Below are 25,796 nucleotides of genomic sequence, written 5' to 3'. Positions count from 1 at the left end.
ATATTGTGCGGAATGTGGATCAGTATTATCCGACAAGCGGCAGGGTTATTCTGCATGTGGACATGAATGCATTTTACTGCTCGGTGCATGAGGCGGAGGACCCTGAACAATATAAAGGAAAAGCAACGGCAGTTGCGGGCAGTGTAGAGCTGCGCAAAGGAATCATCGTTACCTGTTCCTATGCCGCGCGCAGACTTGGGATTTCAACAGGCATGCAGGTACAGAAGGCGCTCCGTATATGTCCTTCGCTTCTAATAATTAAGCCGGATTTCCATCTCTACCGCAAATACTCCAATGCCTTTATGCAGATTGCATACAGCTATACTCCAATGCTGGAAGCAGTCTCGATTGATGAGTGTTATCTCGATATTACCGGATCACGTCAATTCGGGACACCTATGGATATAGCCGAAGCGATTCAGAGGCGGATTATGGAAGAGCTTGGGCTGCCATGCTCCATCGGCATTGCTCCGAACAAGCTACTCGCCAAGATGGCTTCCGATCTGAAGAAACCAAACGGTATATCTGTCTTGCGGCTTCGTGATGTGCCGGGCGTACTGTGGGATAAGCCTTGTAACGAGATGTTCGGTATTGGCGGCAAAACGGCTGAGAAGCTGCGTAAGCTTGGCATATACAGCATTGGGCAGCTTGCGGCAGCAGAGGAGCGGATGCTCATAGAGCATTTTGGAGTGATGGGGGCATGGCTGAAGCGGGCGGGGAACGGAATGGATTACGGCGTTGTGAATCCGGAACGGGAGCAAAGCAAGTCCATTGGGCATACTACTACTCTGCCGAGTGATGTAGTTGGATTAGCTGAAGCGCGGCCGATTCTGCTGAATCTGAGCGATCAGGTGGCGAGAAGGCTGCGGAAGCAGGGACTGGTAGCATCCGGGGTGCAGCTCACCATCCGCACGCCGGATATGAAGACTATCACCCGCTCTCGCCAGCTGGAGACCCCTACCGAGACCGCAGAGGATATTTATAAGATAGCCTGTGACCAGTTTGCCCGGCACTGGAAAGCCGATAAGCCGGTGCGGCTGCTGGGGGTCACGCTGCATGGCCTGACCGCCAAAGAAGATTCTGCCATTCAGCTGGATCTGTTCGATTACGAGCGGCAGCCGAAGAAAGAATCGCTTAACCAAACCATGGACATGCTGCGTAATAAGTTCGGTGAGAATGCAGTGCTTACGGCAGGGATGCTTAGTGACAGCCATTCAGCGCGCCTTCGTAACCACAAGGAGCGGGGGACTTCCCTGCAAAAGGACAATCTTCATAAAGTGGATCCTGCTGAAGAGTGAATGGAGTCAGTTTCCATCGTCTCCATGCTGTTCCTAATAAACCGGTGAAAATGGAAATACACTGAAATTTCATTGAAATTGTTTTCTATTTATATTAATATGAGAAAAATAACAGGCTGCCACAGCAGTCTGTATTGTTCAACGGGAGGCAGAGATAAAATGGCTAAATACACTTGGGTCGAAAAAGATACTTGCATCGCATGTGGTGCTTGTGGCGCGACGGCCCCTGATATTTTTGATTACGATGATGAAGGCTTGGCAGAAGTGATCTACGAAAACGACAGCAACCACGGGGTAACCGCGATTCCTGACGATTTGTTCGATGATCTGCAGGACTCAGCTGACGGGTGCCCTACGGACTCCATCAAAATTGCAGACGTACCTTTTAATAAAGAAGGCTAAACCCTTCGGGTTCTTCGTATCTGCGCAAAAGATAAGGATTAAAGCTGGGGTTTCTCCATTTTAGATCCTTATTATTCCAGAAAGACATCTTTTTGCTGCTATAAATGCGGCTGGGGATGTCTTTTTTTAATATCGTGACCGATATAAAATATAATGATGGATTGAAGTACTTTACAACCCGCGGAGGCCCCGATGAAAAATTCGCAGCATCTTAAAGCATATGTCCAACTGCATCCCGAAAACAAGATGGCATGGTACTTGCTTGGTAAGGAATACTATAAGAACGGCCAGCAGGGGAAGGCTAACTATTGCTTCAACCAGTCGGGTGAAGTATATGAAGCTTTTGAACATAGTAAAGTACCGGCTGAAATGCTCCGTGAATATGAGGAAGGTCTTCTAAGGGAGAGTCGGCAGCGCCGCGAATCCAGGCTGCGGATGCGCCGGACATTCCTTGCGCTGATGCTGTTTCTGCTTGTGTTGATCCCTTCTGCGCTGGCCCCTGCGGCAATTAACGAGGATTCCGGCGAGTCAGCTCCGGCTATTGCTGCTGGTGATCTGGAAGAGCCGGCGGTTGCGGAACCGTCAGAGGACACAACAGAAGGTTCAGTTAAGCCGGCTATTATCTTTACAGCAGCAGGTGAAGATATGGCTTCGGCGGATCAGGCGCTGGCGAAGATTCTGCGGAGCCGGAAGGCTCCTTCTGAAACAGCTATACTTGCTATGAAAAAATTAGGACGCTGGTATGTGTGGAAGAACCACTTGCCTCTTGTGGCTACGATTGAGAAGGGGAAGCAAGGAGAGGTTGTATACCAGTCCTTTGATCCGGTTGCCTGTGCCTGTGCCCCGCCGGAAGCTGCAGAGCTGAAGAAGCAGGCTGAGATATGGCAGGGTAAGCAGGAGGAGTTAGCGGCACTGTGGAGCGCCATTCGGTCCTATAAGAACAGCAAGGGTTCACCTCCCAAATCGTTAAAGGAGCTGGTCAAACCTTTCCCGGGGAATTATCTGGGGGGGACGACGCCGCTGATGAAGCAGGAGTTCAGCGAACTTCGGGCAGCATCTGCTTCGCAGTTGCCCCAGTCCTCAGCGGAGCCTGCCGTATCCGTGCCACCGAAGGGGGCGGGTGGGGGAGTGGAAGCGGGAGTTCTTGAGACCAATACTGGCAAAGGCAGTGAGACAGAGCCCTTTTTTAGCAGTCCGCTTAAAATTATCGTGGATAAACAAAATCACCGTCTGGCAGTCACCAGCGGTAGCATTATTCTGCGGAACTATGTAGTGGGGCTTGGGGGGAATGAGACGCCTGAAGGAGAGTTTGTGATCTCAGACAAGGTGGTTAACCCGAACGGGCATGACAACGGGGAGTTCGGCAGCCGCGGCATGCAGCTCTCGGATACGAATTATGCCATACATGGTACAAATGATCCGGCCAGCATCGGCAAGGACGAGTCACTCGGCTGTATCCGTATGAACCGCGGAGATGTGGAAGAGCTGTTCGCAATGGTTCCAATGGGGACGAAGGTTCAGATTAGTAAAGGGGTTCTGCCTGACGAACTGCTGCTTCCAGCGGAGCGATTCCCGTCCGGTACACCGCAAGATCAGACCAACCCCAACAAAGTCTACCATTGGCTGAATTAATTTCCTGCAACAATAAATAGAACAACAATCAGAAGAACCAGCAACACCAGACTAACACTGATCCATAGGATTGCTTTGCGGTTGACTTCTTCTTTTTTCTGCTGCAGAGTTGGAGGTTTGCGTTTTGTAGACATATGGGTATCCTTCTTTCTCTATTAATCGTTGATTACCCTTACATTGTAATGCGTTTACAACAAAATTACTATACTCTGCATTTCGCTCTGAAGCACTGCCCGGTAAAAAACTTTTCTTTTCCCCCGGAAACAGCTAAAATTAAGAAGAAACCTACAGAATCGGGGAGTCGCCTGACATACTTAAGGGTTCCCTTTGAAGGAGCGAGAACGGTGCTGTATCAACATTTAGGCAAACCTATTTTCTTTAAAATGGACCCGGAGAAAGCGCACCATCTCGTCATTAGCGGACTGAACAAATCAGATCTGGTGCCTGGTGGCAATAGTGCAATGCGTCTCATGTACGGCGTTCCCGAGACCGCTGATCTTGCAGTAGATTTATTCGGCCAGCATTTCCCGACTCCTGTGGGACTCGCGGCAGGGTTGGATAAGAACGCTGAGGCTGTTGGAGGATTTTCTTCCATTGGATTTGGCTTTATGGAAGTGGGCACGGTGACACCGAAGGGACAGCCCGGAAATGACAGTCCGAGGTTATTTAGGCTTTTGCCTGACGAGGCGCTGATCAACCGGATGGGCTTCAACAATGAAGGGGCCGATGCGATGGCTCGGCGGCTGAAGGCGCTGGGGAAACGCAGAATTCCGGTCGCGGTAAATATCGGACGCAACAAAACCACGCCGAATGAATCCGCACATGAGGATTACCGCCAGTGCATCCGTACGCTATATCCGTACGGTGATTTTTTTGTGGTCAATATCAGCTCGCCGAATACGCCGGATCTCCGCAGTCTACAGCACGGCAGCGAGCTGTCGAATCTTCTTGCCCAGGTCAAGGAGGAAATGGAGCTTCAGCATAAACAGAGCGGTATTTCCAAGAGCCTGCTGGTCAAGATCGCACCAGATGTCAGCGACAGCGAGCTGGAATATATGGTACATACGATCGCTGAAGCCGGAATGGACGGTGTGATTGCCACCAATACCACACTCAGCCGGGAAGGGCTGAAGAGTGACAAGGCCGTTGAGACAGGCGGACTTAGCGGCAAACCGCTTCGTGACCGATCAACTGAAATTATTAGCAGAATCTACCGCCAGACAGACGGCAAGCTGCCGATTATTGGTTCAGGCGGTATTTTTACCGGCCAGGACGCTTATGACAAGATCCGGGCAGGCGCGAGTCTGGTCGAAATTTATACAGCTCTCATCTATGAAGGACCAGGAGTGAACCGCAGCGTACATGCCGGATTACGGAAGCTGCTGCGGCGGGACGGATTCTCTCATATCCTGGAAGCAGTGGGCGCTGATCATCACTGAAGGATGAATGGACAGGAGGACGAAGGCGATGGACGTCAGGGACTGGGGAACATTTTTGCTTCCATATGAACAAACTGTGGAGGAATTGAAGGTTAAATTCAAAACAATGCGTTCGGAGCTTAAGAAAAGAGAAGAATATACACCGATCGAGTTCGTGACCGGACGTGTGAAGCGGCTGTCAAGCATACTGGAGAAGGCTGAGCGCTTAAATGTTAAGATGGAGGATCTGGAAACGGGTATCGAGGATATCGCTGGCATTCGCATCATGTGCCAGTTCGTGGAGGATATTCGCAGAGTAGCTGAATATATCCGCGCCCGCAAAGATCTTGAAGTTCTTTACGAGAAGGATTACATCACGAACTATAAGGAAAGCGGCTACCGCAGCTTCCATATGATCATTAAATATCCGGTACAGACTGCCCTGGGGCAGAAGATCGTGCTCGCCGAGATACAAATCCGCACATTAGCCATGAACTTCTGGGCTACCATAGAGCATTCCTTGAATTATAAGTACCGGGAAAGCCTGCCCGATGAAATGCGGATACGACTCAAGACGGCAGCAGAAGCCGCTTCTATTCTTGACAGTGAAATGTCCAGTATCCGTGAAGAAATTCTGGAGGCGCAAAAGACCTTCGAGGAAAATTCGAATACAACGACCCAGCTTCTGAAAGCCATACATCAGTTATATTTCTACCATCTGGTTAATGAAGCAATCGAGAGTCAGGAACGCTTCAATCAGATCTGGCAGGCGCAGGATATGGAAGCAATGAAGGATCTGCTGGATCATGTGCGCGGGCTGTTATCGAATGCCAAAAAGGACAGTCAGCCGGATGGCTTATGAACCGCTGTTCCTGGCGTACCTGGTCTACTTCAACCGGGACAGGGATTATTTTGAATGTCATGAGGTACTGGAAGAGCTTTGGCTGGCCCGGGAGCGAGATCCGCTCTACAAGGCTCTGCTGCAGACTGCAGTAGGGTTGTATCATTACCGTAACCACAATGTGCGCGGTGGCTTGATTATGCTGCAACGATCATATGAGGTACTGCAACAGTATCCGGGGAATACTCTGGGGATCAATCTTGCCAAGCTGGCCGGGGAAGTTGGAGACTATGCCCGGAAGCTGAACTCCTGTGCGGACCACCCGGTAGATTATTATGATCTTACGATTGATCTGATTGATCCGGTTCTGATAAAGGAAGTAGCTGCAGCAGGTGCGGAGATTGTACCCAATCAACCGCAGCGCCGCGGTCCCCAGAGACCTGTAACTAACCACCGCAAATTAAGGAATAATGAATAGCAAGGCTACCACAGGAGCACCCGCAGGGGTGTTCCTTGATTATTGGAGGACGGCATCATGGCAGTGCAATTGCCCGGCACTTTTATGCAGCGCATGAAGGAAATGCTGGGACCGGAGTATGAGCAGTATGCGGAGTCGTACAAGGAGACACCTTATGGCGGCATCCGTGCCAATACACTAAAAATAACGGTGGAGAAGCTGCTTGCTCTCTCCCCGTTCAAGCTTGCGCCAATACCCTGGTGCCCATCGGGGTTCTATACTGAGGAAGGGGCAAGACCCGGCAAGCATCCCTATTATCATGCAGGTTTGTATTACATTCAGGAGCCGAGCGCGATGGCTCCGGTAGAACTGCTTGGCGTGGAGCCGGGCGACCGTGTGCTTGATTTATGTGCCGCTCCAGGAGGCAAGTCTACGCAGATTGCGGCCAAGCTGCAAGGTGAAGGGCTTCTGGTCAGCAATGATCTTCATCCGGAGCGGACCAAGGCTCTGGCTAAGAATCTGGAGTTGTACGGGGTCCGCAACGGAATCGTACTCAATGAAAGTCCGGAGCGAATTGCTGCGGCTTTTCCTGATTTTTTTGACCGGATTCTGATCGATGCACCTTGCTCCGGCGAAGGCATGTTCCGCAAGGATGAAGAGATGGTTAAGCAATGGGAGCCGGCAACGCCGCTGAAGTATGCTGCCATGCAGAGAGATATTCTGAACTCCGCTGTAAAAGCACTGAAACCGGGAGGGACCATGGTGTATTCCACCTGTACCTTTGCCACAGAGGAAAATGAAGGGACGATCCGTGAGTTTCTGGACGGTCATCCTGAGTTTTCGCTTGTCAATGTGGGCGGAACAAATTCTTTTGCGCCTGGCCTTAACGGATTGACTGAGGCCGCCCGTCTATGGCCGCATAAGGTCAAGGGTGAGGGGCATTTTATGGCAGTATTGCGCCATGATGGAATTCTGCGTTCTACGGCTGCGGCTTCATCATCTCCTGGACAGGCTGGTGCGGATAGAGCAATTTCCGCTTCCTCACGAAATAACGGAGCCAAAGGTCAAGCTTCCGCTAGGGTGGCTTCTGCCAGACAGCAAAGCGGACGCGGCGGCAAAGGGGGAGGCACCTCTGGTAAGTCCGGCGGCTCTTCGCCTGTACGCCATTCTCAGGGCGGAGGAGAAGAAACCGCATTGGCTGCATATTCGCTGTTTGCCGAAGATCAGCTCAGTGCTAAGCCATCCGGTTTTCCCGTATTATTCGGTGACCATTTGTATATCTCACCGTTACCAAAGGCTGCACTGGACGGCCTGAAGACGATTCGTCCCGGCTGGTATGTAGGCCATATCCGCAGCGGAAGATTTATTCCCGGACATCCCCTCGCTACCGCGTTGCATCCCCTAGAAAGTACCCGGAGCCTCTCATTGTCCAGCGGTAGCGGCGAAGCGGTCTCCTATCTGAAAGGGGAGACTCTGTTGATCCCTGAGGAACGCCTAACGGTACGAGCCGGCAACACCTCCAAAGGTTATGTGCTTGTCTGTATCGACGGCTATAGCGCTGGCTGGGGCAAATGGCAGGACGGCATGCTGAAGAATGAATATCCCGCAGGCTGGAGGTGGACATAGGATGAGTACAGCAGGAGGTTCAGCTAAAAAACAACGGATCGATAAAGTGCTGTCCCATATGGGGAGGGGTTCACGGAGTGATATCCGCAAACAGGCTAAGCAAGGACTGATCACCGTGAACGGAGCCGTGATTAAGGACAGCGGCTTCCATGTTGATCCGCACACGGACAGAATTGAAGTGGGCGGTGAGCCTGTATTTTACCGGGAGTTCATCTATCTGATGATGAATAAGCCACCTGGCGTATTATCTGCTACAGAAGACAAGCGGGATCGCACAGTGCTGGATCTGCTTAAGCAGGAATATGTGCAGTTTGAACCATTTCCGGTGGGCAGACTGGATAAGGATACGGTAGGTTTGTTGCTGCTCACCAATGATGGACAGCTAGCCCATGAGCTGCTCTCCCCCCGCAAACATGTACCGAAGACCTATGAGGCTACGGTTGAGGGTGAGGTGGATGCTGCAGATGTGGCAGCTTTTGCCGTTGGTGTTGAGCTTGAAGATGGTTATGTGACTTTGCCTGCACAGCTTACTATTTTGGGAAGAGAACGCGGTAGCACAACCCTCTCTCAGATTTCATTGACAATCACCGAGGGGAAATTTCATCAGGTGAAGAGGATGTTTCTGGCGGTGGGCAAAAAGGTGATTTTCTTGAAGCGGGTTTCCATGGGTGCGCTGAAGCTGGATGAGCAATTAGCACCCGGTGCCTGCCGGGAATTGACTGCTGAAGAACTGGCTTTGCTCAGTAACAGGGAAGCTGAGGCTTAAATGATACAGATAAAGACAGACAAGGATGGTGGGGTATGAAATACAAGCTGATTGCACTGGATGTGGATGGTACACTGCTGAATGACGATCACCAGTTGAGCTCCGAAAATAAGGAGGCTATCGCCGAAGTGACAAGGCAGGGTGGTCTTATCGTTCTGTGCACAGGGCGCAGTCCGCAGAATTCGATTCCTTTAATGGAGGAGATGGGACTTTCCGGGTATGTACTTGGACATAATGGAGCGGCTACGGTGCGTGTGGAGGACCGTGAGGTCCTGCATATCTATGGACTAGATGCCCGCGGTTTGGACCCGTATATTGAGTACTGCCGCGCACATGATATTCATTATGATGTGAATACTGCCTTTGATATGTACGTAGACAATGTAGCAAATCTGACCGGGGAAGCTAATCATATGTACGAGCATTTTCGGGTGACACCTGCAACGCTCCCTGCCTGGGAAGATTTTCACGAGCCGGTTGTCAAGTTTACGGTCTTTACCAAATCGGATATTTTGGATGAAGCTCAGCGGGAATGGAGCACCTGGACTCAGCAGTATAATATTGTGCGTAGTGGGGAGTTTTTCGTAGATTTAATGCATCCTGAAGCCTCCAAGGGTAACGCGCTGATGAATCTGGCCGCACAGCTGGGAATTGCTCAAGAGGATGTTCTGTCCATCGGGAATTACTATAATGATATTTCCATGCTTACATACGCTGGTCTCGGCATTGCCATGGATAACTCACCGCTTGAGGTTAAGGCGGCAGCGGACGCGATTACAGGAACCAATAACAATCATGGCGTGCGCGATGCACTTGTGAAGTACTGCTTGTCGTAATTGTAATCATCATAGGATAGGATTCAGAAGGGTATAGAGTGGAGTGCTTAACGGCTCTGTTTTATGCTCTTTTTTTGTTGTTTTGAAAAAGATGATTTTCATCCGGCCATGGATTCATATTCATTTTGAACGGTTGCGGACTGTGGTGGAGAGGGGCGGACAATAGATATATTTTCTCTTCCGGCTGTAAAAAGCGCTATGGATTTTACTTTATCTATAGGAGCGATTTTTTTACAGAGGGGGAATCCGTTTGCAGACCCATGCAACCGTAAGCAAGGACAAAGAGAACACTTTGGGCAGCCATCAACCATATAGCAAACCATCGAATTTCGTGAAGCCGGCAACGGCCAAGCTGCCAGACCCGGTGGAGATCATCCGGCGTATCCGTCAGAACCCGGCCTCTTTAAGCCGGGAAGACAAGCTGGCGCTCCAGCGTACCCTCGGCAACCGTGCCGTGGTTCACTTGTTATCCAGTTTGAAGGAGAGCAAGGAAGGTAGTCAGACAAGTGAGGCAGCAGGTACGAAGCAGGGTGAGCAAGGGCAGGGGATTGCGGGAGATTCCCGGACTGAGCAGCAGCCTGCCTCTCTGGATACGGACCGATTGGCACCTTCAGCCACTACAGAGCCATCTGCAAGTAAGCAGCAGCAGCCTCAGGCGCAAGAACCTGCACTAACGGCACAACCCGTCAGTGCTCAGACAGAGCCGAAGGTCGAGCAGAATGAAAAGTCCGGCATCCGAGCAAAGACTGCCACTACACTCAAAACGTGGGTCAAATCCTTGGCGGGAACTTCTTCTTCCAGCCAAGAAGGTAGCAAGAGGAAGACGGATGGAGGGCAGCTGGCCGGTAAAGAGAAGCTAGAAGCTCATCAGTCAGCTGAAGAACCGGCAATGGGTTCGAAGGCTAAAGAGGATGGAAAAGAACAGCCGGCGGATGCTAAGGATGCTAAGGAAGGTAAAGAGTCCAAGGAAGGCAAAGAGTCCAAGGCGGAAATGGAATCGAAGCCGGGTAAGGAAACTTCGGGGGAACCTGCACCAAAAGTAGCCGCGAAGGAACCTTCGCTCGGAGAGGCGTTGGGCGCGTTGGCCGGAGACGGAAAGGAAGAGCCGGCCAAGGCCAAGAAGGTGAACAACCACGGCGAGGATCCCGGACAGATCCTCGATCAGCTGACCCGGGTTCAGCCGACAGAGATGGGGGACGCCTACGCCCAGGTGGTGGATGTTTCTGCTGGGGCTTTCGCGAAGCAGAAGCAGAAGACCCGGCAGGGGCTTCCGACCATTCCTGCCCCGACAGGGCTGAAAGGCAAAGTCTTTCAAGCCCGGAAAAAGCCGGCGCCACTGAAACACTCCGCTCCGGAGGGGTACAGAAGCGAGCGTACTGGCGGGACTGCGTCTACAGGCAACCTAGAGCGAATGAACATCGGATCTTCCGGCTCGGAAGGTAATCCCGAAGCCATCATGGGTGAAATCCGGTCCGCTGCGGCGCAGCCTCCGGGCATCAGCATGACCGGGGAGGCGGACCCCTCCCAGCTTGAAGGCTTCCATCAGGAGGCGTCCCAGCAGGTAGGGGCAGCCAAGCAGGCGGAGGTGGGCCAGATCCACACTCCGTTTGGTGAGAATGACATCTATCCCGAGCCGGACGGCTCTACGGTGAAGGCTTCCGCAGAGCTGCAGGGCGGCAACGCACCCAGAGCTAAGAAGCTGCCCGCACTGGGAGTGCCTGCGGACATGACGGCCGGACTCAATCGCAGTCTTGCCCCGGAAATGAAGAAGCAGCTGGGTGCCAAGCAGGCGGAATACAGCAAGGAAAAGGCGAAATTCGACAGCAAGGTGCTGATCTCCAAAGCAGACAGCCACGCGCAGATCCAGCAGGCGGAAGCCGATGCCAAGAACAAGCAGCTCAGCCAGCAGGCCGGAGCCAAGGCGGAAGTCGACAACCTGCGCGGGGAATGGAAAAACGAACTGGATGCGGCCGAAGCCGACTATGCTGGACAGGCTGGAGCGGCAGCGCAGCAGAAAAAAGGCGAGATCAACAGCGTCCGGACCGAAAAAGAACGGGAAGCGCAGAAAAAGCAGTCCGAAGCGGAGCGGGAAGCCACTCAGGCCTACAGCAAAGCCAAGAAGGATGCCGACAGCAAGCATGCAGAGGAGAAAGCAAAGGAAGAGAAAAAAGGCGGCTTCCTCGGTTGGGTGAAGGACAAACTCGAAGCCGTGGTCGATCTTGTCAAGAAAGCGGTCAACTTTATTTTCGAGGGACTTCGCAAAGCAGTGAAGTTCATTTTTGAAAAAGCCAAACAAGCTGTGCTGGGCATTATCGAACTGGGCCGCAAGCTGATCACCAACCTAATCAAGGGACTTGGTGCGCTGCTGAAAAAGCTGGTCTCCGTGGTGTTTGCCAAATTCCCTGGCATCGCCGCCAAAATATGCAGCAAAATCGACGGCGTCGTCAACAAGGCCGTGAAGGCCGTCAACCAGCTGGCACAGAAGCTCAAAACCAAAGTCACGCAGGTCATGGACTTCCTGGCCGCCAAGGTGGACCAGGCGCTGGCTGCGGTACAGAACTTCTATACCAAGCTAATCTCAAGCCTGGGCAACCTGCTCATTGCTACGTTTCTGGATGTGCTCGCCCGGATGGGGGCGCTCGGCAAGGCAGCGAAGCGTTCACTCAGTCACCTGGAAGGCAAGATGTGGGAATATCTGCTCGGAGTAGACATCTCCAAGCCTATGGGGGCAGGAGCGGTAGAAGGCGCAGCGGCAGAGCAGGCGCAGGCATCCGGTCAAGCGGACGAGAAGCTTACCGCAGACGACATCGAAATGGAGTCGGTCGAAGCGGGTGAGATGGACCCGGCGCTGGTGCAGGAAGCAAACCTTAAGGATGGGGAGAGCAAGCAGCTCTCCGGCAGCCGCGATCCGGCCACCATGGACAGCATCATGGCGGAATTCGATACCGGAAAAGGTGATCAAAGCCTGGGCAGCAAAATTGCCGATGGTGCGAAACTTCGTGCGAGCAATGCGAAAATGCTGTTTGACCAGATTAAATCATATGTAATAAAATGGATGAAGAGTAATGGATTGAAGCTTTTGGCTGCCCTTGCAGGCATCTTGGTTGGTGTCGTGGCTGCAGAGATCATCACAGGCGGGGCCATTACCGCTGCGCTTCCGATGATTATCAACCTGATCACGATGTATCTGCAAGCGGATGCGATTAAATCCGTGGCCCAGACTATTGTCCAAGCCTCCGGCTATATTGGCAACTACCTGAGCCAGGGCTGGCAGAAGATGATCGAGCCGGCCGCCATTGCGCTGGCAACCGCACTCGCAATGGGACTCGTGGAACTAGCGATGGAGCTTGGCTTCAAGGCGATCGGCAAAGGGCTGAACAAAGCCGGACAAGCCGTGAAGAAAGGCGTTGGAGCTGCGGCCACTGGTGCGAAGAAGGTAGCAGGTGCAGGAGTCAAAGGCATCAAGAGCCTGTTGAAAACTGGAGCCAAGCTCGCATCCAAGAGCGGCAGCATGATCATCCGCAACGGCAAAATTGTGATCAAGAGCCTACAAAAGGGGCTCATGAAGGGGGCCAAAAAGCTCCAGGGTCTGGTGGACCGGATTCTGCAGAAGTTCAAGTTCAAGCGTTTCAATCTGGAGCGCAAGGGTAAGCATATCCGTCTGTATGGCGAGGTTAATCCTTGGGTGCTGTTGATTGACGGGACGATGAAGGACGTCGATGAGAAGCAATTTAAAGAGCTTGAACTTGCTGGGAAGAAACCAATCAAACTTAGCGATGCCGAATATGAAAAATTCAATAAATTTGATATTGATCAGAGAGCAAATATCTCAAAGAGTGCAAATGATAAGCCGCTGTTTAAATCAGAAGCTGATATAATTTCTGAAAGAGTAGAAGGATTAGATCTAACGCCTAGGGAAACTCCTCATAAAATTATGAGCAGCAAAAAAATGAAGAAATTGAACAAGAAGGTTAAAGAAAGAACGATTACAAAAGAAGAATGGGAGCAATTACAGTGGAATAAGAGATTCAAGAAAAGGAGAGATATGGGGGTCGATAGTTTTTGGGAACAGGAAAAACAACGTCTCTTGAATGGTGAACCTACGAGAGATTGGACCCCAGAACAGGTTAAAGACATAATAGATGGTCGTGTGCCTAAACATAATGAGAAGACGATAATTGGTCATCATGCATACAGTGCTTCTAAATATCCACAAATTGCTGATGAGGGTGGAATAATATTTCCTGTAACATTTAAGGAACATCTATATCGTTGGCATGGTGGAGGCTATAAGAACAGTCTACCCGGCGGTCCACTAAATAATCTATTTGAAAATGAGTTTTAAGGATGGCGATACTATGACAACAGTACTGATATTAGTAGAACAAGACGATAATCTGATGAGATACCTTCCTATAATAAAAAAAAATACCAATCTAAGTTTTGCTGAAATAAGAAGCAACATTATTGCCGGTATCCCAATCGCGAAAATTATTTTATTTAGAGATGAAGATGAGGATACAAAATTAAAACTATTAATTAACGAACTGGAAAAATTAGGAGCTAGATTAAAGCTATTTGAGGACGAGCTCGAAAATAGTAGAGAGATTTCAGTGAATTATCTATTCAATAGGTTTGATAGGTTTAGAGAAATACAGGAGCAAAATGAAATGTTAGATGATTTGATATATGGTGAAGATGAAGACTGATTTTCTCGATATAAACTAGTACAGATTGGTAAGGTCGATTATGGTCAAATGACTATATAATCGACTTTTTTTATTCACTAGTTACAGAAAGTATGGAGAAACAATGATATTAGTAGACCGGAGAGTCCATCAAGAATTTACCCATAGTAGTGGAGTGTCAAAAGTTAAGGGAAAAAGTGAAAAAATAGATAGGAGAATACAATTATGACGCGGATTATTGAAACTAATGGACCTATATCTTTTGAGCAAATTGAGAAGTTTGAGTCAAAACATGGAATTAGTCTCTCGGAACGTTACTTTTAATAAAAGAAGTCCAGAAGACACAGCTCAATTGCGAAAGGATTTCAGTAAGGTCAGGAAAGATTTGATTGAAGACGGACTAGTTCCTGATGGTTGGCAAGTGCATCATAAACTCCCTTTGGATCAAGGGGGTACCAATGATTTAGAAAACTTAGTTTTAATAAAAAACGATCCCTATCACAAGGTTATTACAAATGAGCAAAATTAATTAACAAAGGGAATGAAACCTGGGGACAGCAAAATAGTAGATTTTTCTATTCCAAAGGGAGATATTTATCCTCCTACCAAGGAATAAATAAATTAAGAAGGTGAGTAAATGTGGAGAGAGCAAGTTAGTCAGATATCCAAAATAAGAGAGAAACGAAGTCGTAGACTTAATGTACCTGTTAATGAAAACGAATTATCAAGATTTCGTAAATCCATAGTGGAAAAATTCGGGAGAGATGTACTGCCACAGCAATTCTATGATTTATTGCAAACAGTTAACGGAGTTGAATTTAATGGACTTAAAATTTATGGGATTGACCAACAATTTTTGGATTCTAAGCCAATTAACGAGGTGGATAGTTTTTTTGATGCCAATGAAACATGGGAGTCAATTAAAGACGAAAATGAGTTGATCTTTTTTGGAGATTCGGATATAGCTTGGTATTGTTATAATGTTTCTGAAAAAACTTTTGTTGAACTAGATAAGCCTTCAGGTGAGCTTATGAAAACTTTTTGCGATTTTAATTCTATGCTTGAATCTGCTTTTTCTGTAGCACTTAGTTAATTGTACATCTGATTATTAATTTCAAAGAATAAAGAAAAACATGTAATAACCCCAAAGAGTATTTGCAGTACCTTGACTGGTTTCGCGCCATTCAGGGTTTCTTTTTGTATGTGGCTACCCAGTACTGAATGAATACATCATTCAACCAAGGACATAGTTAACCCATGTAATACCCGTATAATTTCAAAAGGATTGATCTAGAAACAGAAAGGAATTCGATAAAGTTCGAGATGAAGTAATTAATGAATGGGGATCGAAAATAGGTCAAAAATGGCCTACTTATGAAGAAGATATCATCTCAGATAAACAGAAAAATATATTGTGGTTTTATGAGAAAATATTTTTCTTCAGGTCCTGAAATCTGGAAGCCATTTAAGAGTGAAATCCATTCCGTCTCAAGCGAACCCAGGAATCTGGACAGTAAACAGAGTTTTAATTGTATGAGAGCTTCAACAAGGACGTATCACATCAAATCTAGGTAATGATTATCAACCTGATCACGATGTATCTTCAAGCGGATGCGATTAAATCCGTCGCCCAGACTATTGTCCAAGCTCCGGCTATATTGGCACCTACCTGAGCCAGGGTTGGCAGAAGATGATCGAGCCTGCCGCCAATGTGTTTGTGTAGTAATAACAAAAGCATGTCCATCCGAGGTTTTTCCCCGGTGGATATGCTTTTGTTGTTATCTGTCTTAAGTTTATTTGCCGTTAAAGCTTAGAATGAAGAATTAGTCATGGAGAGACCACTGAACGAAACAGCCGTCTATTCCTCTTCATTCTGGGAATTAAGTATCCGCAGTCCCTTGGGTAGATGGTTCTTCAGCTGCCCGGAGCTGGCTTTACCCCAACTTACAGGCAGTCCGTCCACGGTTACCAGCGTCCATCCGTGCAGCTCGGGGGGGACAGGAAGGCCTTCGCCGCGCAGCCAGGCCTGAAGGTCCAGACTGCCTGCTGCCAGATCGTAACAGCGTGCAGCCTGTTCGGGCTGAAGTGTCATAGCCAGGGCGTGTGCCGGTTCAATGCGGTTTTTCTTGAGATGCGCAATATGCAGTCCTGCACGGGGTACCTTTAGACCATCCAAGAGCCCAGTGTGCAAGCTGGTGTTGAACGCTTCCGGGAGCAGATAGAGCGATTCACCGAAGAGCAGAGGCACACCTTGACCGGTAAATCCCGGTAGCTCATCAGCTGCCCAATTCATAAACTGCTGGTAGGCATCGCGGACAGACGAAGGCAGCTTGGATCCGGTTTTGCTCTTACCGCTGCGTTTACTACGGCTCGTGGCAGCTTCTTCTGAGGCAGTTTTACGGAGAAACGCTACGAAATGGCCTTCGCCTTTTTCCAGATGCGGCCAAAGACGTTTCTCTTCTACTAGCTCCATATCAGGATAGTTATTCAGAAAACGCGACATTGTCTCCTCATTCTCCTTGCGGTTGAAGGTGCAGGTAGAGTAGGCCAGACTGCCCCCGGGCTTCAGCATAATATAGGCATCCTGCAGGATATCCCATTGCCTGGCCGCACACATCTCTACGTGCTCCGGGGACCATTCGCCGATGGCTGCGGGGTCTTTGCGGAACATACCTTCTCCTGAGCAAGGAGCATCCAGCATAATCCGGTCAAAAGCCTCCGGGAACCGGCGGGACAGATCTCCCGGCGCAGCACTGGTTACAACGGCATGGGGGATGCCTAGGCGTTCCACATTTTCCGCAAGTATTTTGGCACGTTCCGGGTGAATCTCATTGGAGATAAGCAGGCCCTGCCCCTTCATGAGTGCAGCGATGTGGGTGGTCTTGCCTCCTGGTGCGGCGGCTAGATCGAGTACAATTTCACCCGGCAGGGGTGCCAGCATTTCGGCTGCGGACATTGCGGAGGGCTCCTGAATATAATATAATCCGGCGGCATGATATGCATGCCGTCCCGGCCGTGAAGGTTCCTCGTAATAATATCCCGAAGAGCACCAGGGCACGGGGGTCAGTCCAAATTGATTCTTTGCATGCTCAGCAGCCGCGTTGCCTGAGGCGGAGGTGCTTTTTAGCGTGTTGAACCGCAGACCCTGGGTCCGCCGCGCAGTGTAACTCTCCAGAAAAGCGTCCGCTTCCTGTCCCAGCATCTCTTTAATGCTGTCAGTAAAAGCAGCGGGCAGCCGTTCTTCATTCATACATCATTTCTCCTCTTGTTAAAATCTCAGAATAGTTTCGGTTTCTTCTTAGTTGCTGTTTCAGGTGGATACCGATAAAATCAAGGTATGGGACCTAAGCGTACCTGTAAATCTACATATATAACTATATCATAATTGCCGGGTCTCGCCGTATACAGGGCAATTGTAAAGGGGATGTGCCTTATGAACTTGCTGCAAGCGCTATTCTTCCCTCCGGAACAACCGGGTGGTGTATCTTCTATGATCCCTTATCTACAAGAACGGTTTCGTTCCAGCCGCTGGGAGATGGATTTGTTCTGGCTGCCTAAGCGTATCCGGGGCAAAGGCCGCGAAGAAATCACTTTTGAAACCTTTGACTGGACGCTCTATGGTGAAAGTCCGGTTGTGCAAAAATATATTCAAACTTACAGGGATTATATATGGTGGACCAAGCTGCGTATGACCAAAAAATATGACCTGATCCATGCCCATCATCCGATTGCAGGCTTGGCGATGAAAAAGATATATCCTGAGATCCCGCTTATTCAGACCTTGCATTCCAGCTACGAACGCGAGCTGATCTTGAATGGTGCGATTATGGAAGGTGGTCTGGAGCATCAATTTCTCGTCTCGATTTACCGGGAGCTGGAGCATGTCAGCGAACGGTTGATGACCGTGTCACGTTCTTTTGCCGAATATTTGGCTCCCTATATTGACCGACCAGACGGCATTGGAGTGATTCCTAACGGTTTTGACGAGAAAAGATTTAAGCCGGTGCCGCATGATAATGACATTCCGCAGTTGGTAACCGTAACCCGTCTCGTACCTGCAAAAGGAATCGATACATTGTTCAGGGCCTGCGCAGAGCTCAAAAAACGCAATCATGAATATGTGCTGCATATTATTGGAGATGGTCCCTGCCGTGGGGAGCTAGAGCTGCTGGCGCAGAATCTTGGCATTTATAATGAAACTATCTTTTATGGGTATACACTGCACCCGGAAGAATTCATGCCGTTTTTTGATATTTTTGTGCTGCCGTCGCGGGCGGAAGCCTTCGGGTCGGTATTTGCAGAAGCAGCTCTCAGCTGTCTGGCGCTGGTAGGGACCAACGTAGGCGGGATTCCGGAACAGATTGAAGACGGGGTAAACGGACTGCTGGTTGATCCCGATGATGAGATGGCCCTGGCCGATGCTCTGGAAAAGGTGATCACCGATCCGGGCTATCGTTACGAGCTGTCGCGTTCAGCTTGGGATAAAGCCAAAAGCTTGTATTCCTTAACACGTGTAGCCAATGAGCTCAAAAAAACGTATCTGCAGTATCAGCCGGGATTGAAAGGGTGAGGTTATGATTCCTTTTCGTTTTCTGCATGCCGCAGACCTGCATTTGGATAGCCGTTTTTCCGGTCTGGCACAGCTTCCGCAGGCTATCCGCTCCTATTTGAGAGAGTCCACCTTCGCCGCCCTTGGGCGGCTTGTTGGTGTAGCTGTTCAGGAAAAGGTGGATTTTGTGGTCATCAGCGGGGATGTCTATGATGTCTCGGACGCCTCACTGCAGGGTCAGCTGCGCTTTCAGGAGGCGCTTCAGGAGCTGGGCAGACATGGTATCGCTGTATTCCTGATTCATGGCAATCATGATCCTCTTGATGGACCCCGTCTCTCGTCTGAGCCTCCGGTACATGTAACTGTATTTGGCAGCGGGGAACCGGGACAAGCTATTGCCTCAAGACGCAGTGACGGTCAGGAAGTGGCTGTAGTCAGTGGAATATCCTATCCCACAGCCAAAGTGACGGAGAACACGTCGCTGCAGTTCAAACGCCAGCCGGGAAGTGAGCTGTTCCACATCGCTCTTTTGCACGGAAACGTCGATGGAGATCTGCAGCACGAGACCTATTCTCCCTGCAGCCGTAAGGATCTGATTGGCCGGGGTTACGACTATTGGGCTCTTGGACATATACATAAACGCAGTATTCTGCATGAGCAGCCGCCCATTGTATATCCTGGAAATATACAGGGACGCAGTATCAAAGAGACTGGACCTAAGGGATGTTATGTCGTAGATGTGAATCAGGAAGGTCAGGTGGCTCTTCAATTTCACGAATTGGATGCCGTCCGCTGGCATGTCCGGGAGCTCTCCATCGAAGGACTGGAAGATGAAGCGCAGTGGGCTGAGGCAGTGGAAAGGACAGTTGAAGAGATCAGGGATGAGCATCCGGAACGGATGTCCGTGGTGCGTATCAGGCTGATCGGACGAGGGGCTGTACACAGAGTATTGGCAGAAAAAGGCGCAGCGGAGGATCTGCTTGCTGAGCTGCAGCGGCGGGAGGTTATACGTGCAGAGCGCAATGAGTACGCCGGTCTGGTGTGGACGGAAGGATTTGCGCTGGAAACAGGCCTTGCCATTGACCTGGATCGTCTGGCTGAGGAGGACAGCTTCCTTGGTGAAATGCTGCGTTTGGCCGGGGACGGCGAACAGTCCTCAAATGTGCTGGATGAACTGGTGGATCATGCGCTTAAGCCTCTAATGGAGAACCGGGAACTACGCCGTATGCTCGCTTCTGTATCGCAAGAGGAAAAGTTAGGCTGGCTGAGAAGTGCGGCTGAGCTCGGAATTACACTGCTTGCAGGCATGGATGAGAGCCCGGGAACGGGTGCCCAAGGCGGATTTCGGTCTAAAGTCGGTACCCGTGAACCGGGTTCGGAGTTCGTGTATGAGGATGAATTAAGGCTTCTTCAGGAAGATCGGGGGAATGCTGGATGAGGATCGAGGAGTTGCAAATTGGCGGATACGGCCGCCTGTATAACCGGGAATTGAAGCTGGATACCGGTATAAGCCTTCTATACGGACGCAATGAAGCCGGTAAAAGCACTACCTTGCAGTTCATCCGAGCCATGCTTTTTGGTATTCCGGGGAGAGCTAATGCTCTGGAGCGCTATGAGCCTGCTCAAGGGGGACAGCATGGCGGTATGCTCGTTGCACGAGACCGGGAAGGTGCCCTGTGGAGAATACGGCGGTATATGGCAGTCGGTGAGGGACAAGGCAGAAGTGAAAAGCTGCACATCACGGTAAGCCATCCGGACGGAATAACCGAAGAACAGAGTCAGGCAGAAATGGAGCGGCGTCTGCTCGGAGGTATCTCACGAAGTATGTTCCGCCAGTTATTTGCGGTCTCGCTTGATGAGCTTCAAGAGCTTGGTGCTCTGCAATCCGAGGAAATGAGTAGCTATCTCTTTCATGCAGGGATGGGAGGCGGTGGTGAAATTATGCGGGCGGAACGTCGCCTGCAGCAGGATGCCGATAAGCTGTACAAGCCGCGCGGCAAGGTGCAGGAGGCAGCCAAAATCCTGCAGTCCATTGATAAGCTGGAGAGGGAAGCCGCCGAGAGCCGGTCGTATCTGCCGCGCTATAATCAGAACAGCGCTGCGCTGGAAGCTGCCGAGCTGCAATTGGCACAGTTGGAGGAAGGTCGCAGGTCGGTAGCCGCAAGACTGATCCTGACACGTAAGGCCCAGGAGATTCGTGAGGTGTGGCTAAAGTGGAGTGAAGCCCGGATGGAGCTTGCAGAGCTGCCGGTGATTCTTTCTTTTCCGGAGAATGGTGCTGCCCGCTGGCAGTCGCTGGAGTCCGATTTACGGAGTGCTGAAGCAACGGTATTCCGTCTTCAGCGGCAGTACAGCGAGCTTGCCGCAGAATTGGCGAAGAACCTTCCAGACGCGCGTCTTCAGTCGCAAGGACCGCGTCTTGAAGCACTGGACCGCCGCCTCAGCAGCTACGAGGACAAGAAAGCAGAAGCGAAACGCCTTGCAGTAGAAAAAGAGGCGTTAGAGGGGCATTTGGAACGGGTTTTGCGCGGAATCAGTACAGGTTGGAGCACAGCCGAATTGGCTGGGTTCTCTGCAGCGGCGGCGGATCGTGAAGCCGCACGGCGCTATGCGGCGGGATTCAGTGCGTATGACCACCGTATGGAAGCCCGTGAAGCGGAGCGGCAGACGCTGCGCTCCCGCCTCGCGGCTGCCGCCGCTTCGCTGCAGGCGGCAGAACGAGCCCTGGCGCGCGAGAACGCCGCCGGCGCCGCTGATTTTGCGGGCCTTGCTGCGCGAAGCCCGCGTGAACTGCTGCAGCTCTGGGACGAGCTGCAGCTGGCTGCCGAGCGCTGGCGTGAAGCGCAGCTCGGCGGGGAGCCGCTGCGCGGCCGCGCAGCCGCAGGCAGCGGCGCGAACGGGCGCCGGACGCAGCACTACCGGCGCCTCCTGCTGGCGGGCGCAGCGCTCACGCTGCTGCTGCCGCCAGCCCTATGGCTGACCGGTGCTCCGCCGGTCAGCGCCTGGGCCGCGCTCGGCCTGCTGGCCGCAGCGGACCTGGCCCTGTGGGCTGCCCTGCGCTCCGCGCGCAGGGCAGACGCTTCCCCGCCGGAGCACGGCGGGGCGGGAAGTGCAGCCGCAGCGGAGATGCGGCGGCTGCGCGGGCTGCTGCTCTCCGGCGCGGAGCCGGAGAGCGGGGGCGGCCGGCTGGGACGGCGGCCGGCGGAAGGCACCAGCCCTGATGCAAGCGGGCTGGAGGCTGGAATGAAGGAGCTTCGCAGGCTGATGGAGGCTTGGAACGCATGGCGGCAGCGTGTTGACAGGCTGGTTGCTGAACATGAGTCCTGTCAGGTAGAGATGGATTCACTTTCGGGTCAGGAGCGTGCGCTCGCCGCAGAACTGGAACATGCCGAGGCGGAGTTCACTGAGCTGAACGAACGCTATGAGCAGTGGCTCCATGAACGCAAGCTGCCTGAAGGGCTGTCACCAGAAGGACTGCCGGATATTTTTGCGTTGGTGGATCAGGGCAACGAGCTACTGCGTCAGGAGCACAAACTAACCATGCGACTGAGGACATTGGAATCGGAGTGCTCGGCATTTGAGCAGGAAGTGATGGCGCTGATGATTGAGAGCCGGGCAGGGCAGGTGAACGTGGCTGAAGAGGGGGGGGAGGCGCCTGCTGACTCCGATCACGGGGATTTTTCGTCAAGCAGCGGTTCTCTGAAGGAATTAGATTCGGTTTCAATCTCAGAATGGGATCATGGAAGTCCACGTAATAGCGCCCGTTCACTTCCGCAAGAGATTGAAGCAGGAGGTCTATCTCTCCTCAGCTGGCTGGAGCTGGCTAAGCGGGATTGGGATCTGCTGCAGGTTGAGATGCATCGCCGGGAAGGGATGAATGCACGGCTGCAGGAATTGCTGGAAGAGCTGGCGGTGAGCAAAAGGGAACTGGAGGATTTGTCACGACGCTCCGGCGAACTCCTGCAAGAAGGCGGTGCTAAGGACCCTGAGGATTTTCTGCGCCGGTCATCGGCTGTGCAGCGGCGCATCGAGCTGACAAAATTGATCCGTCAATGGGAGCTCGCCATGTTCGGAGGCTGGGAGAATCAATCCGCTGCTGAGCTATTGACACACCTGGAGCATAACGATTCGTATGCTCTGGAGCAGGCCAGGAATGCTGCCGAAGAGACTGCGGTACGCATGGAGGAAGAACGGAATGCCTTGCTTCAGCATCGCGGTAAATTGCTGCAAGAGCGGGAATACTTGAAGGAGCGGGGAATGGAGGATTCAGTCCCTCAGCAGCTGGAAGAACAACGTGCGGCGCTGAGAGGAATTGCAGGCCAATATGCGGTGACCGCACTTACTGCAGAGCTGATGGGCAGAACTCGCCGTATCTATGAACAGGAAAAGCAGCCGCAGGTACTGCGACTTGCCTCTGAATATTTCGCAAGACTTACGGAGGGGGAGTATCAGCGGGTAGTGATGACTGTGGGTAACAAAGAACTTAAAGCGGAACACAAGAGCATGGGGCTTCTGGAAAGCGGTCTGCTAAGTCGTGGTACGGCGGAACAACTCTACCTGGCCATCCGGTTAGCCCTTGCGGAGACGATGACCCAGCAGGCGAATCTTCCCCTGCTGTTCGATGATTTGTTCGTTAATTTCGATGAACAACGGCTGCATGCCGCGCTCAGCCTGCTTGGGGAGCTGTCTGCAACCCGGCAGATCATCATGATGACCTGCCACAGGCACGTGGCTGAAGCGGCATCTCGGATCGTTCCCGCCGCCTCGGTAATCTCCGTCTAGAGCACAGTAGTCTGGATTTCATAGCGAGACAAGTGAAGATGTGCCTTATAAGGGGATTGCGGCAGTGTCACTCGGCGTATCAAAAGTAAGAAACACCTTTGAATGGCCAAAGCGGTATTACTAGATTACTTGCATAACAAATGTACAACCTACCGATATCCACAGGTAGGTAGCGTCTATTTCCGTGTAAACTTAATCACTGGCTTAACGGCAATGACCGTGATCCCTTTGCCATCCGTGGAAGGGGGATCGTCGTTTCGCGGAGGCGGCGACATTGGGGTGCGGAGTAGCATCACGACCCATACCAGTGATACGGCACCGAAGATGGGGTAAAAAATAGAGAGCAGCGAGCTGAAGCCAAACTGGCTGAACACATAGCAGATTAACATGAGGAGAGGGGTCACTAGGGAGGGAGCGATAGGCAGACGCTGCTGAAGCTGTGCGCCAACGCCATAAATATCTGCCACAAAGGTGCTGAATATCTCCATGAATATCAGCAGTAGATAGATCCCCTGCACCACTGGCCCGAGACGGACCGCGATGCTGCCCATCGGAATCTCGAACTGAAGAATGCCCGGCATCTGCGAGCTCATGGCGAAATGTGCGGCCAGCAGCATGAAGCCGATGCCAATCCCCCCGAGAATTCCACCTCTCAGTAGAGCCGTCTCATCATTCGTATGCCGGGCCAGCGGTACCAGTACCGCTTGGGCCATGCCCAAATTGAATGCGGTGTAGAGCAGGGGAGACATCCAAGCGCTAAATGAGCTGTGATCCGTAGGTAGAAACAAAAACCGTTCTGCACCCGGCACGCCCAGCGTATTAAAAATAATAATTAGCGACAGAGTAAGCATTAACGGTACGACCAGGCTGTTGATCTGCAGGATACCTGAAATCCCGCGCTTCAGGAGCAGGTAAGACCCGAGGATTGTAAGCAAAAGTCCTGCCTGATAGGGCAATCCGAGATGCTCCTGAAAAATAGCTCCTGCCCCGGCCAGCATAATACTATTAACGCCGATCAAGATGATCATCGTGAACAGGCTGATGCTTTTGCCCACACGTTCACCGAAGAGATGGCGGTTGAAATCCTCATAAGAATCTGCTTCAATGCGCCGGCTGATGATCATCATTTTGGTACCGAGCCAGATGAACAGAGCGGTGGATAGCAGAATGGTCAGTGCTGCCCAGTGACCATATCTTGTGAAGAACCGCAGGATTTCCTGACCGGTGGCGAATCCGGCACCTACGATGGTGCCAATATAGGTAAAAGCGATTTGCAGAGTACGGACATGGGATTTCATGGCTCCCCTCCTTAATTGTGCTGCGAAGATAAAAATGGCTGTGCCAAAGGATAGCCTTGTGCAGTCCATATAGTACAGGTTATGATGATGAGCAGAAGGACATGACTTCCGCCTAGTGCTTAAATACGGTCATTATTGTGGAACGTCTGGAATTATAAAGGGTAATGGAGGTTCATAGTCATGGAATTATTGAAACAACGGATTTTGCAGGAAGGGGTCGTCCTTTCAGACCAGGTACTGAAGCTGGACGCACTGCTCAACCACCAGGTTGATCCTATGCTGACGATGGAAATGGGACGGGAGTTTGCCGGGAGATTTGCTGATGCTGGAGTTACACGTGTGGTTACCGTGGAATCCTCGGGTATTGCCGTGGCATTTGCCACCGCTTACGAAATGAAGGTGCCGCTGGTATTTGCCCGCCGCAAAAAAACGCTGTTAGCTGATCCGGATGCGCTGTGTGAGAGAGTGCCTTCGTTCACCAAAGGGATTGTTACCGACATCATGCTATCCCGTCAATTTATCTCTGCGGATGACAAGGTGCTGTTCATTGACGATATTATCGCAAATGGCGACGCCGCACGCGGCCTTATCAAAATCATTCAGCGCTCCGGTGCCGAACTGGTCGGACTTGGTGTAGTGGTGGAGAAAAGCTTTCAGGCAGGGGCCAGAACCATCCGGGAGCAGGGTATCCGACTGGAGTCCCTTGTCCGGATTATGTCTCTTAGTGAAGGAACCATTGTCTTTGACGAATAAAGGGTGACAATTATAGGAACTTAGCCTATTTTAAAAACAACTGCTTTTCACTCTATAAGTTTTCCTTTATAATAAAATTTAGACATGAGAGAGGAGGCGTCACAATGGGGAAAGAACCGGTGACAGAGCAATTTTTTATTGATAAACTAACCGAGGCCAAGGATCACTTCGAGCGTGCGCTGGATTGCAAACATACGGAATTCGACGATCTGTATCCCTATATGATTGAACATCCTCAGTTTTTCTGGTACAAACGTTACGTCGCTTGGTCTGAACTTTTGACGATCACAAGTTTGTGTGAAGAACTGTCTTTCAACTGGAGACAGACATTCACTGATCATCAGGTAGAATATTTGGAACAACGTGTGATGTCCGCTAAAGTTCTTGACTTCTGGTTTGAGAAGAATGAAGCACTGATATAGAACTTCATACGATATAAAGATAGATCCA

The 25,796-nt window shown here is 51.1% G+C and carries 21 protein-coding genes; 18 read left to right on the top strand and 3 right to left on the bottom strand.

What is annotated here, in order from left to right:
* The first annotated feature begins 5 nt into the window (after positions 1-5).
* The 3 genes from ACAN54_RS10455 (at position 6) to ACAN54_RS10445 (ending at position 3,332) form a co-directional block, all read left to right on the top strand.
* A complete protein-coding gene (locus ACAN54_RS10455) occupies positions 6-1,298 on the top strand; it encodes a DNA polymerase IV (RefSeq protein ID WP_379154207.1) in 1,293 nt (430 codons plus the stop codon).
* Positions 1,299-1,457: 159 nt separating this feature from the next.
* Positions 1,458-1,700 carry a ferredoxin gene (locus tag ACAN54_RS10450; protein ID WP_379153744.1) on the top strand — a complete coding sequence of 81 codons (243 nt, stop codon included), beginning with the start codon at positions 1,458-1,460 and terminating at the stop codon, positions 1,698-1,700.
* A gap of 246 nt (positions 1,701-1,946) precedes the next feature.
* Positions 1,947-3,332, top strand: coding sequence for a L,D-transpeptidase (locus tag ACAN54_RS10445; protein ID WP_379153742.1), 1,386 nt, complete (start codon positions 1,947-1,949; stop codon positions 3,330-3,332).
* On the opposite strand, the gene ACAN54_RS10440 is transcribed toward ACAN54_RS10445, so the two are convergent.
* The gene (locus ACAN54_RS10440; protein ID WP_167374753.1) at positions 3,329-3,466 is read right to left on the bottom strand and encodes a hypothetical protein; all 138 of its coding nucleotides are present in this window, start codon (positions 3,464-3,466) and stop codon (positions 3,329-3,331) included. The two genes, ACAN54_RS10445 and ACAN54_RS10440, sit on opposite strands and share 4 nt — an antisense overlap.
* A 210-nt stretch (positions 3,467-3,676) precedes the next feature.
* On the opposite strand from ACAN54_RS10440, the gene ACAN54_RS10435 reads away from it, so the two are divergent.
* The 10 genes from ACAN54_RS10435 (at position 3,677) to ACAN54_RS10390 (ending at position 15,057) form a co-directional block, all read left to right on the top strand.
* Positions 3,677-4,771 carry a quinone-dependent dihydroorotate dehydrogenase gene (locus ACAN54_RS10435; RefSeq protein ID WP_379153739.1) on the top strand — a complete coding sequence of 365 codons (1,095 nt, stop codon included), beginning with the start codon at positions 3,677-3,679 and terminating at the stop codon, positions 4,769-4,771.
* Positions 4,772-4,799: 28 nt separating this feature from the next.
* Positions 4,800-5,612: a GTP diphosphokinase gene (gene yjbM, locus ACAN54_RS10430; RefSeq protein ID WP_379153737.1), complete on the top strand. Its 813-nt coding sequence runs from the start codon at positions 4,800-4,802 to the stop codon at positions 5,610-5,612.
* Entirely contained in the window at positions 5,578-6,069 is a 492-nt protein-coding gene (locus tag ACAN54_RS10425) for a DUF309 domain-containing protein (protein WP_379153735.1), read from the top strand. Before yjbM ends, ACAN54_RS10425 begins: the two co-directional genes overlap by 35 nt.
* Positions 6,070-6,126: 57 nt before the next feature.
* On the top strand, positions 6,127-7,674 hold the full coding sequence (locus tag ACAN54_RS10420) for an RsmB/NOP family class I SAM-dependent RNA methyltransferase (protein ID WP_379153733.1): 1,548 nt from the start codon (positions 6,127-6,129) through the stop codon (positions 7,672-7,674).
* A 1-nt stretch (position 7,675) separates the two neighbouring features.
* Positions 7,676-8,440, top strand: a complete 765-nt coding sequence (locus ACAN54_RS10415; protein ID WP_379153731.1) for a pseudouridine synthase — start codon at positions 7,676-7,678, stop codon at positions 8,438-8,440.
* A 35-nt stretch (positions 8,441-8,475) separates the two neighbouring features.
* A complete protein-coding gene (locus ACAN54_RS10410) occupies positions 8,476-9,276 on the top strand; it encodes a Cof-type HAD-IIB family hydrolase (protein WP_379153729.1) in 801 nt (266 codons plus the stop codon).
* Positions 9,277-9,526: 250 nt separating this feature from the next.
* A complete protein-coding gene (locus ACAN54_RS10405) occupies positions 9,527-13,621 on the top strand; it encodes an HNH endonuclease (protein WP_379153727.1) in 4,095 nt (1,364 codons plus the stop codon).
* Positions 13,622-13,634: 13 nt separating this feature from the next.
* Entirely contained in the window at positions 13,635-13,985 is a 351-nt protein-coding gene (locus ACAN54_RS10400; protein WP_379153725.1) for a hypothetical protein, read from the top strand.
* Positions 13,986-14,244: 259 nt separating this feature from the next.
* Entirely contained in the window at positions 14,245-14,493 is a 249-nt protein-coding gene (locus tag ACAN54_RS10395) for an HNH endonuclease (RefSeq protein WP_379153723.1), read from the top strand.
* Between the two features lie 108 nt (positions 14,494-14,601).
* Positions 14,602-15,057, top strand: a complete 456-nt coding sequence (locus tag ACAN54_RS10390; protein ID WP_379153721.1) for a YrhA family protein — start codon at positions 14,602-14,604, stop codon at positions 15,055-15,057.
* A 765-nt stretch (positions 15,058-15,822) separates the two neighbouring features.
* Here the strand turns inward: ACAN54_RS10390 and ACAN54_RS10385 are convergent.
* Positions 15,823-17,214 (bottom strand): RsmF rRNA methyltransferase first C-terminal domain-containing protein, encoded by a 1,392-nt coding sequence (locus ACAN54_RS10385; protein ID WP_379153718.1) that lies wholly within the window; start codon positions 17,212-17,214, stop codon positions 15,823-15,825.
* A gap of 183 nt (positions 17,215-17,397) precedes the next feature.
* Between ACAN54_RS10385 and ACAN54_RS10380 the strand changes: the two genes are divergently transcribed.
* From ACAN54_RS10380 to ACAN54_RS10370, 3 genes are read left to right on the top strand one after another with little or no spacing between them, the layout of a single operon-like run.
* Positions 17,398-18,534 (top strand): glycosyltransferase family 4 protein, encoded by a 1,137-nt coding sequence (locus ACAN54_RS10380; protein ID WP_379153716.1) that lies wholly within the window; start codon positions 17,398-17,400, stop codon positions 18,532-18,534.
* A 4-nt stretch (positions 18,535-18,538) separates the two neighbouring features.
* Positions 18,539-19,951 carry a metallophosphoesterase family protein gene (locus tag ACAN54_RS10375; protein WP_379153713.1) on the top strand — a complete coding sequence of 471 codons (1,413 nt, stop codon included), beginning with the start codon at positions 18,539-18,541 and terminating at the stop codon, positions 19,949-19,951.
* A complete protein-coding gene (locus ACAN54_RS10370; protein ID WP_379153711.1) occupies positions 19,948-23,295 on the top strand; it encodes an AAA family ATPase in 3,348 nt (1,115 codons plus the stop codon). Before ACAN54_RS10375 ends, ACAN54_RS10370 begins: the two co-directional genes overlap by 4 nt.
* Positions 23,296-23,471: 176 nt before the next feature.
* Here ACAN54_RS10370 and ACAN54_RS10365 read toward each other — a convergent pair whose 3' ends face one another.
* Positions 23,472-24,593, bottom strand: coding sequence for a YkvI family membrane protein (locus ACAN54_RS10365; RefSeq protein WP_379153709.1), 1,122 nt, complete (start codon positions 24,591-24,593; stop codon positions 23,472-23,474).
* 180 nt (positions 24,594-24,773) lie between these two features.
* Here ACAN54_RS10365 and ACAN54_RS10360 point away from each other — a divergent pair, with 180 nt between their 5' ends.
* Both ACAN54_RS10360 and ACAN54_RS10355 read left to right on the top strand, forming a co-directional pair.
* Positions 24,774-25,346 carry a xanthine phosphoribosyltransferase gene (locus tag ACAN54_RS10360; RefSeq protein ID WP_074085100.1) on the top strand — a complete coding sequence of 191 codons (573 nt, stop codon included), beginning with the start codon at positions 24,774-24,776 and terminating at the stop codon, positions 25,344-25,346.
* Between the two features lie 104 nt (positions 25,347-25,450).
* Complete coding sequence (locus ACAN54_RS10355; protein ID WP_379153706.1) at positions 25,451-25,768, top strand: hypothetical protein; 318 nt, start codon at positions 25,451-25,453, stop codon at positions 25,766-25,768.
* The last annotated feature ends 28 nt before the right edge of the window (positions 25,769-25,796 follow it).

The sequence above is a fragment of the Paenibacillus diazotrophicus genome, from assembly GCF_042610465.1.
The sequence above is the reverse complement of the archived record's forward strand: the minus strand, read 5'-3'. Positions and strand labels throughout refer to the sequence as shown.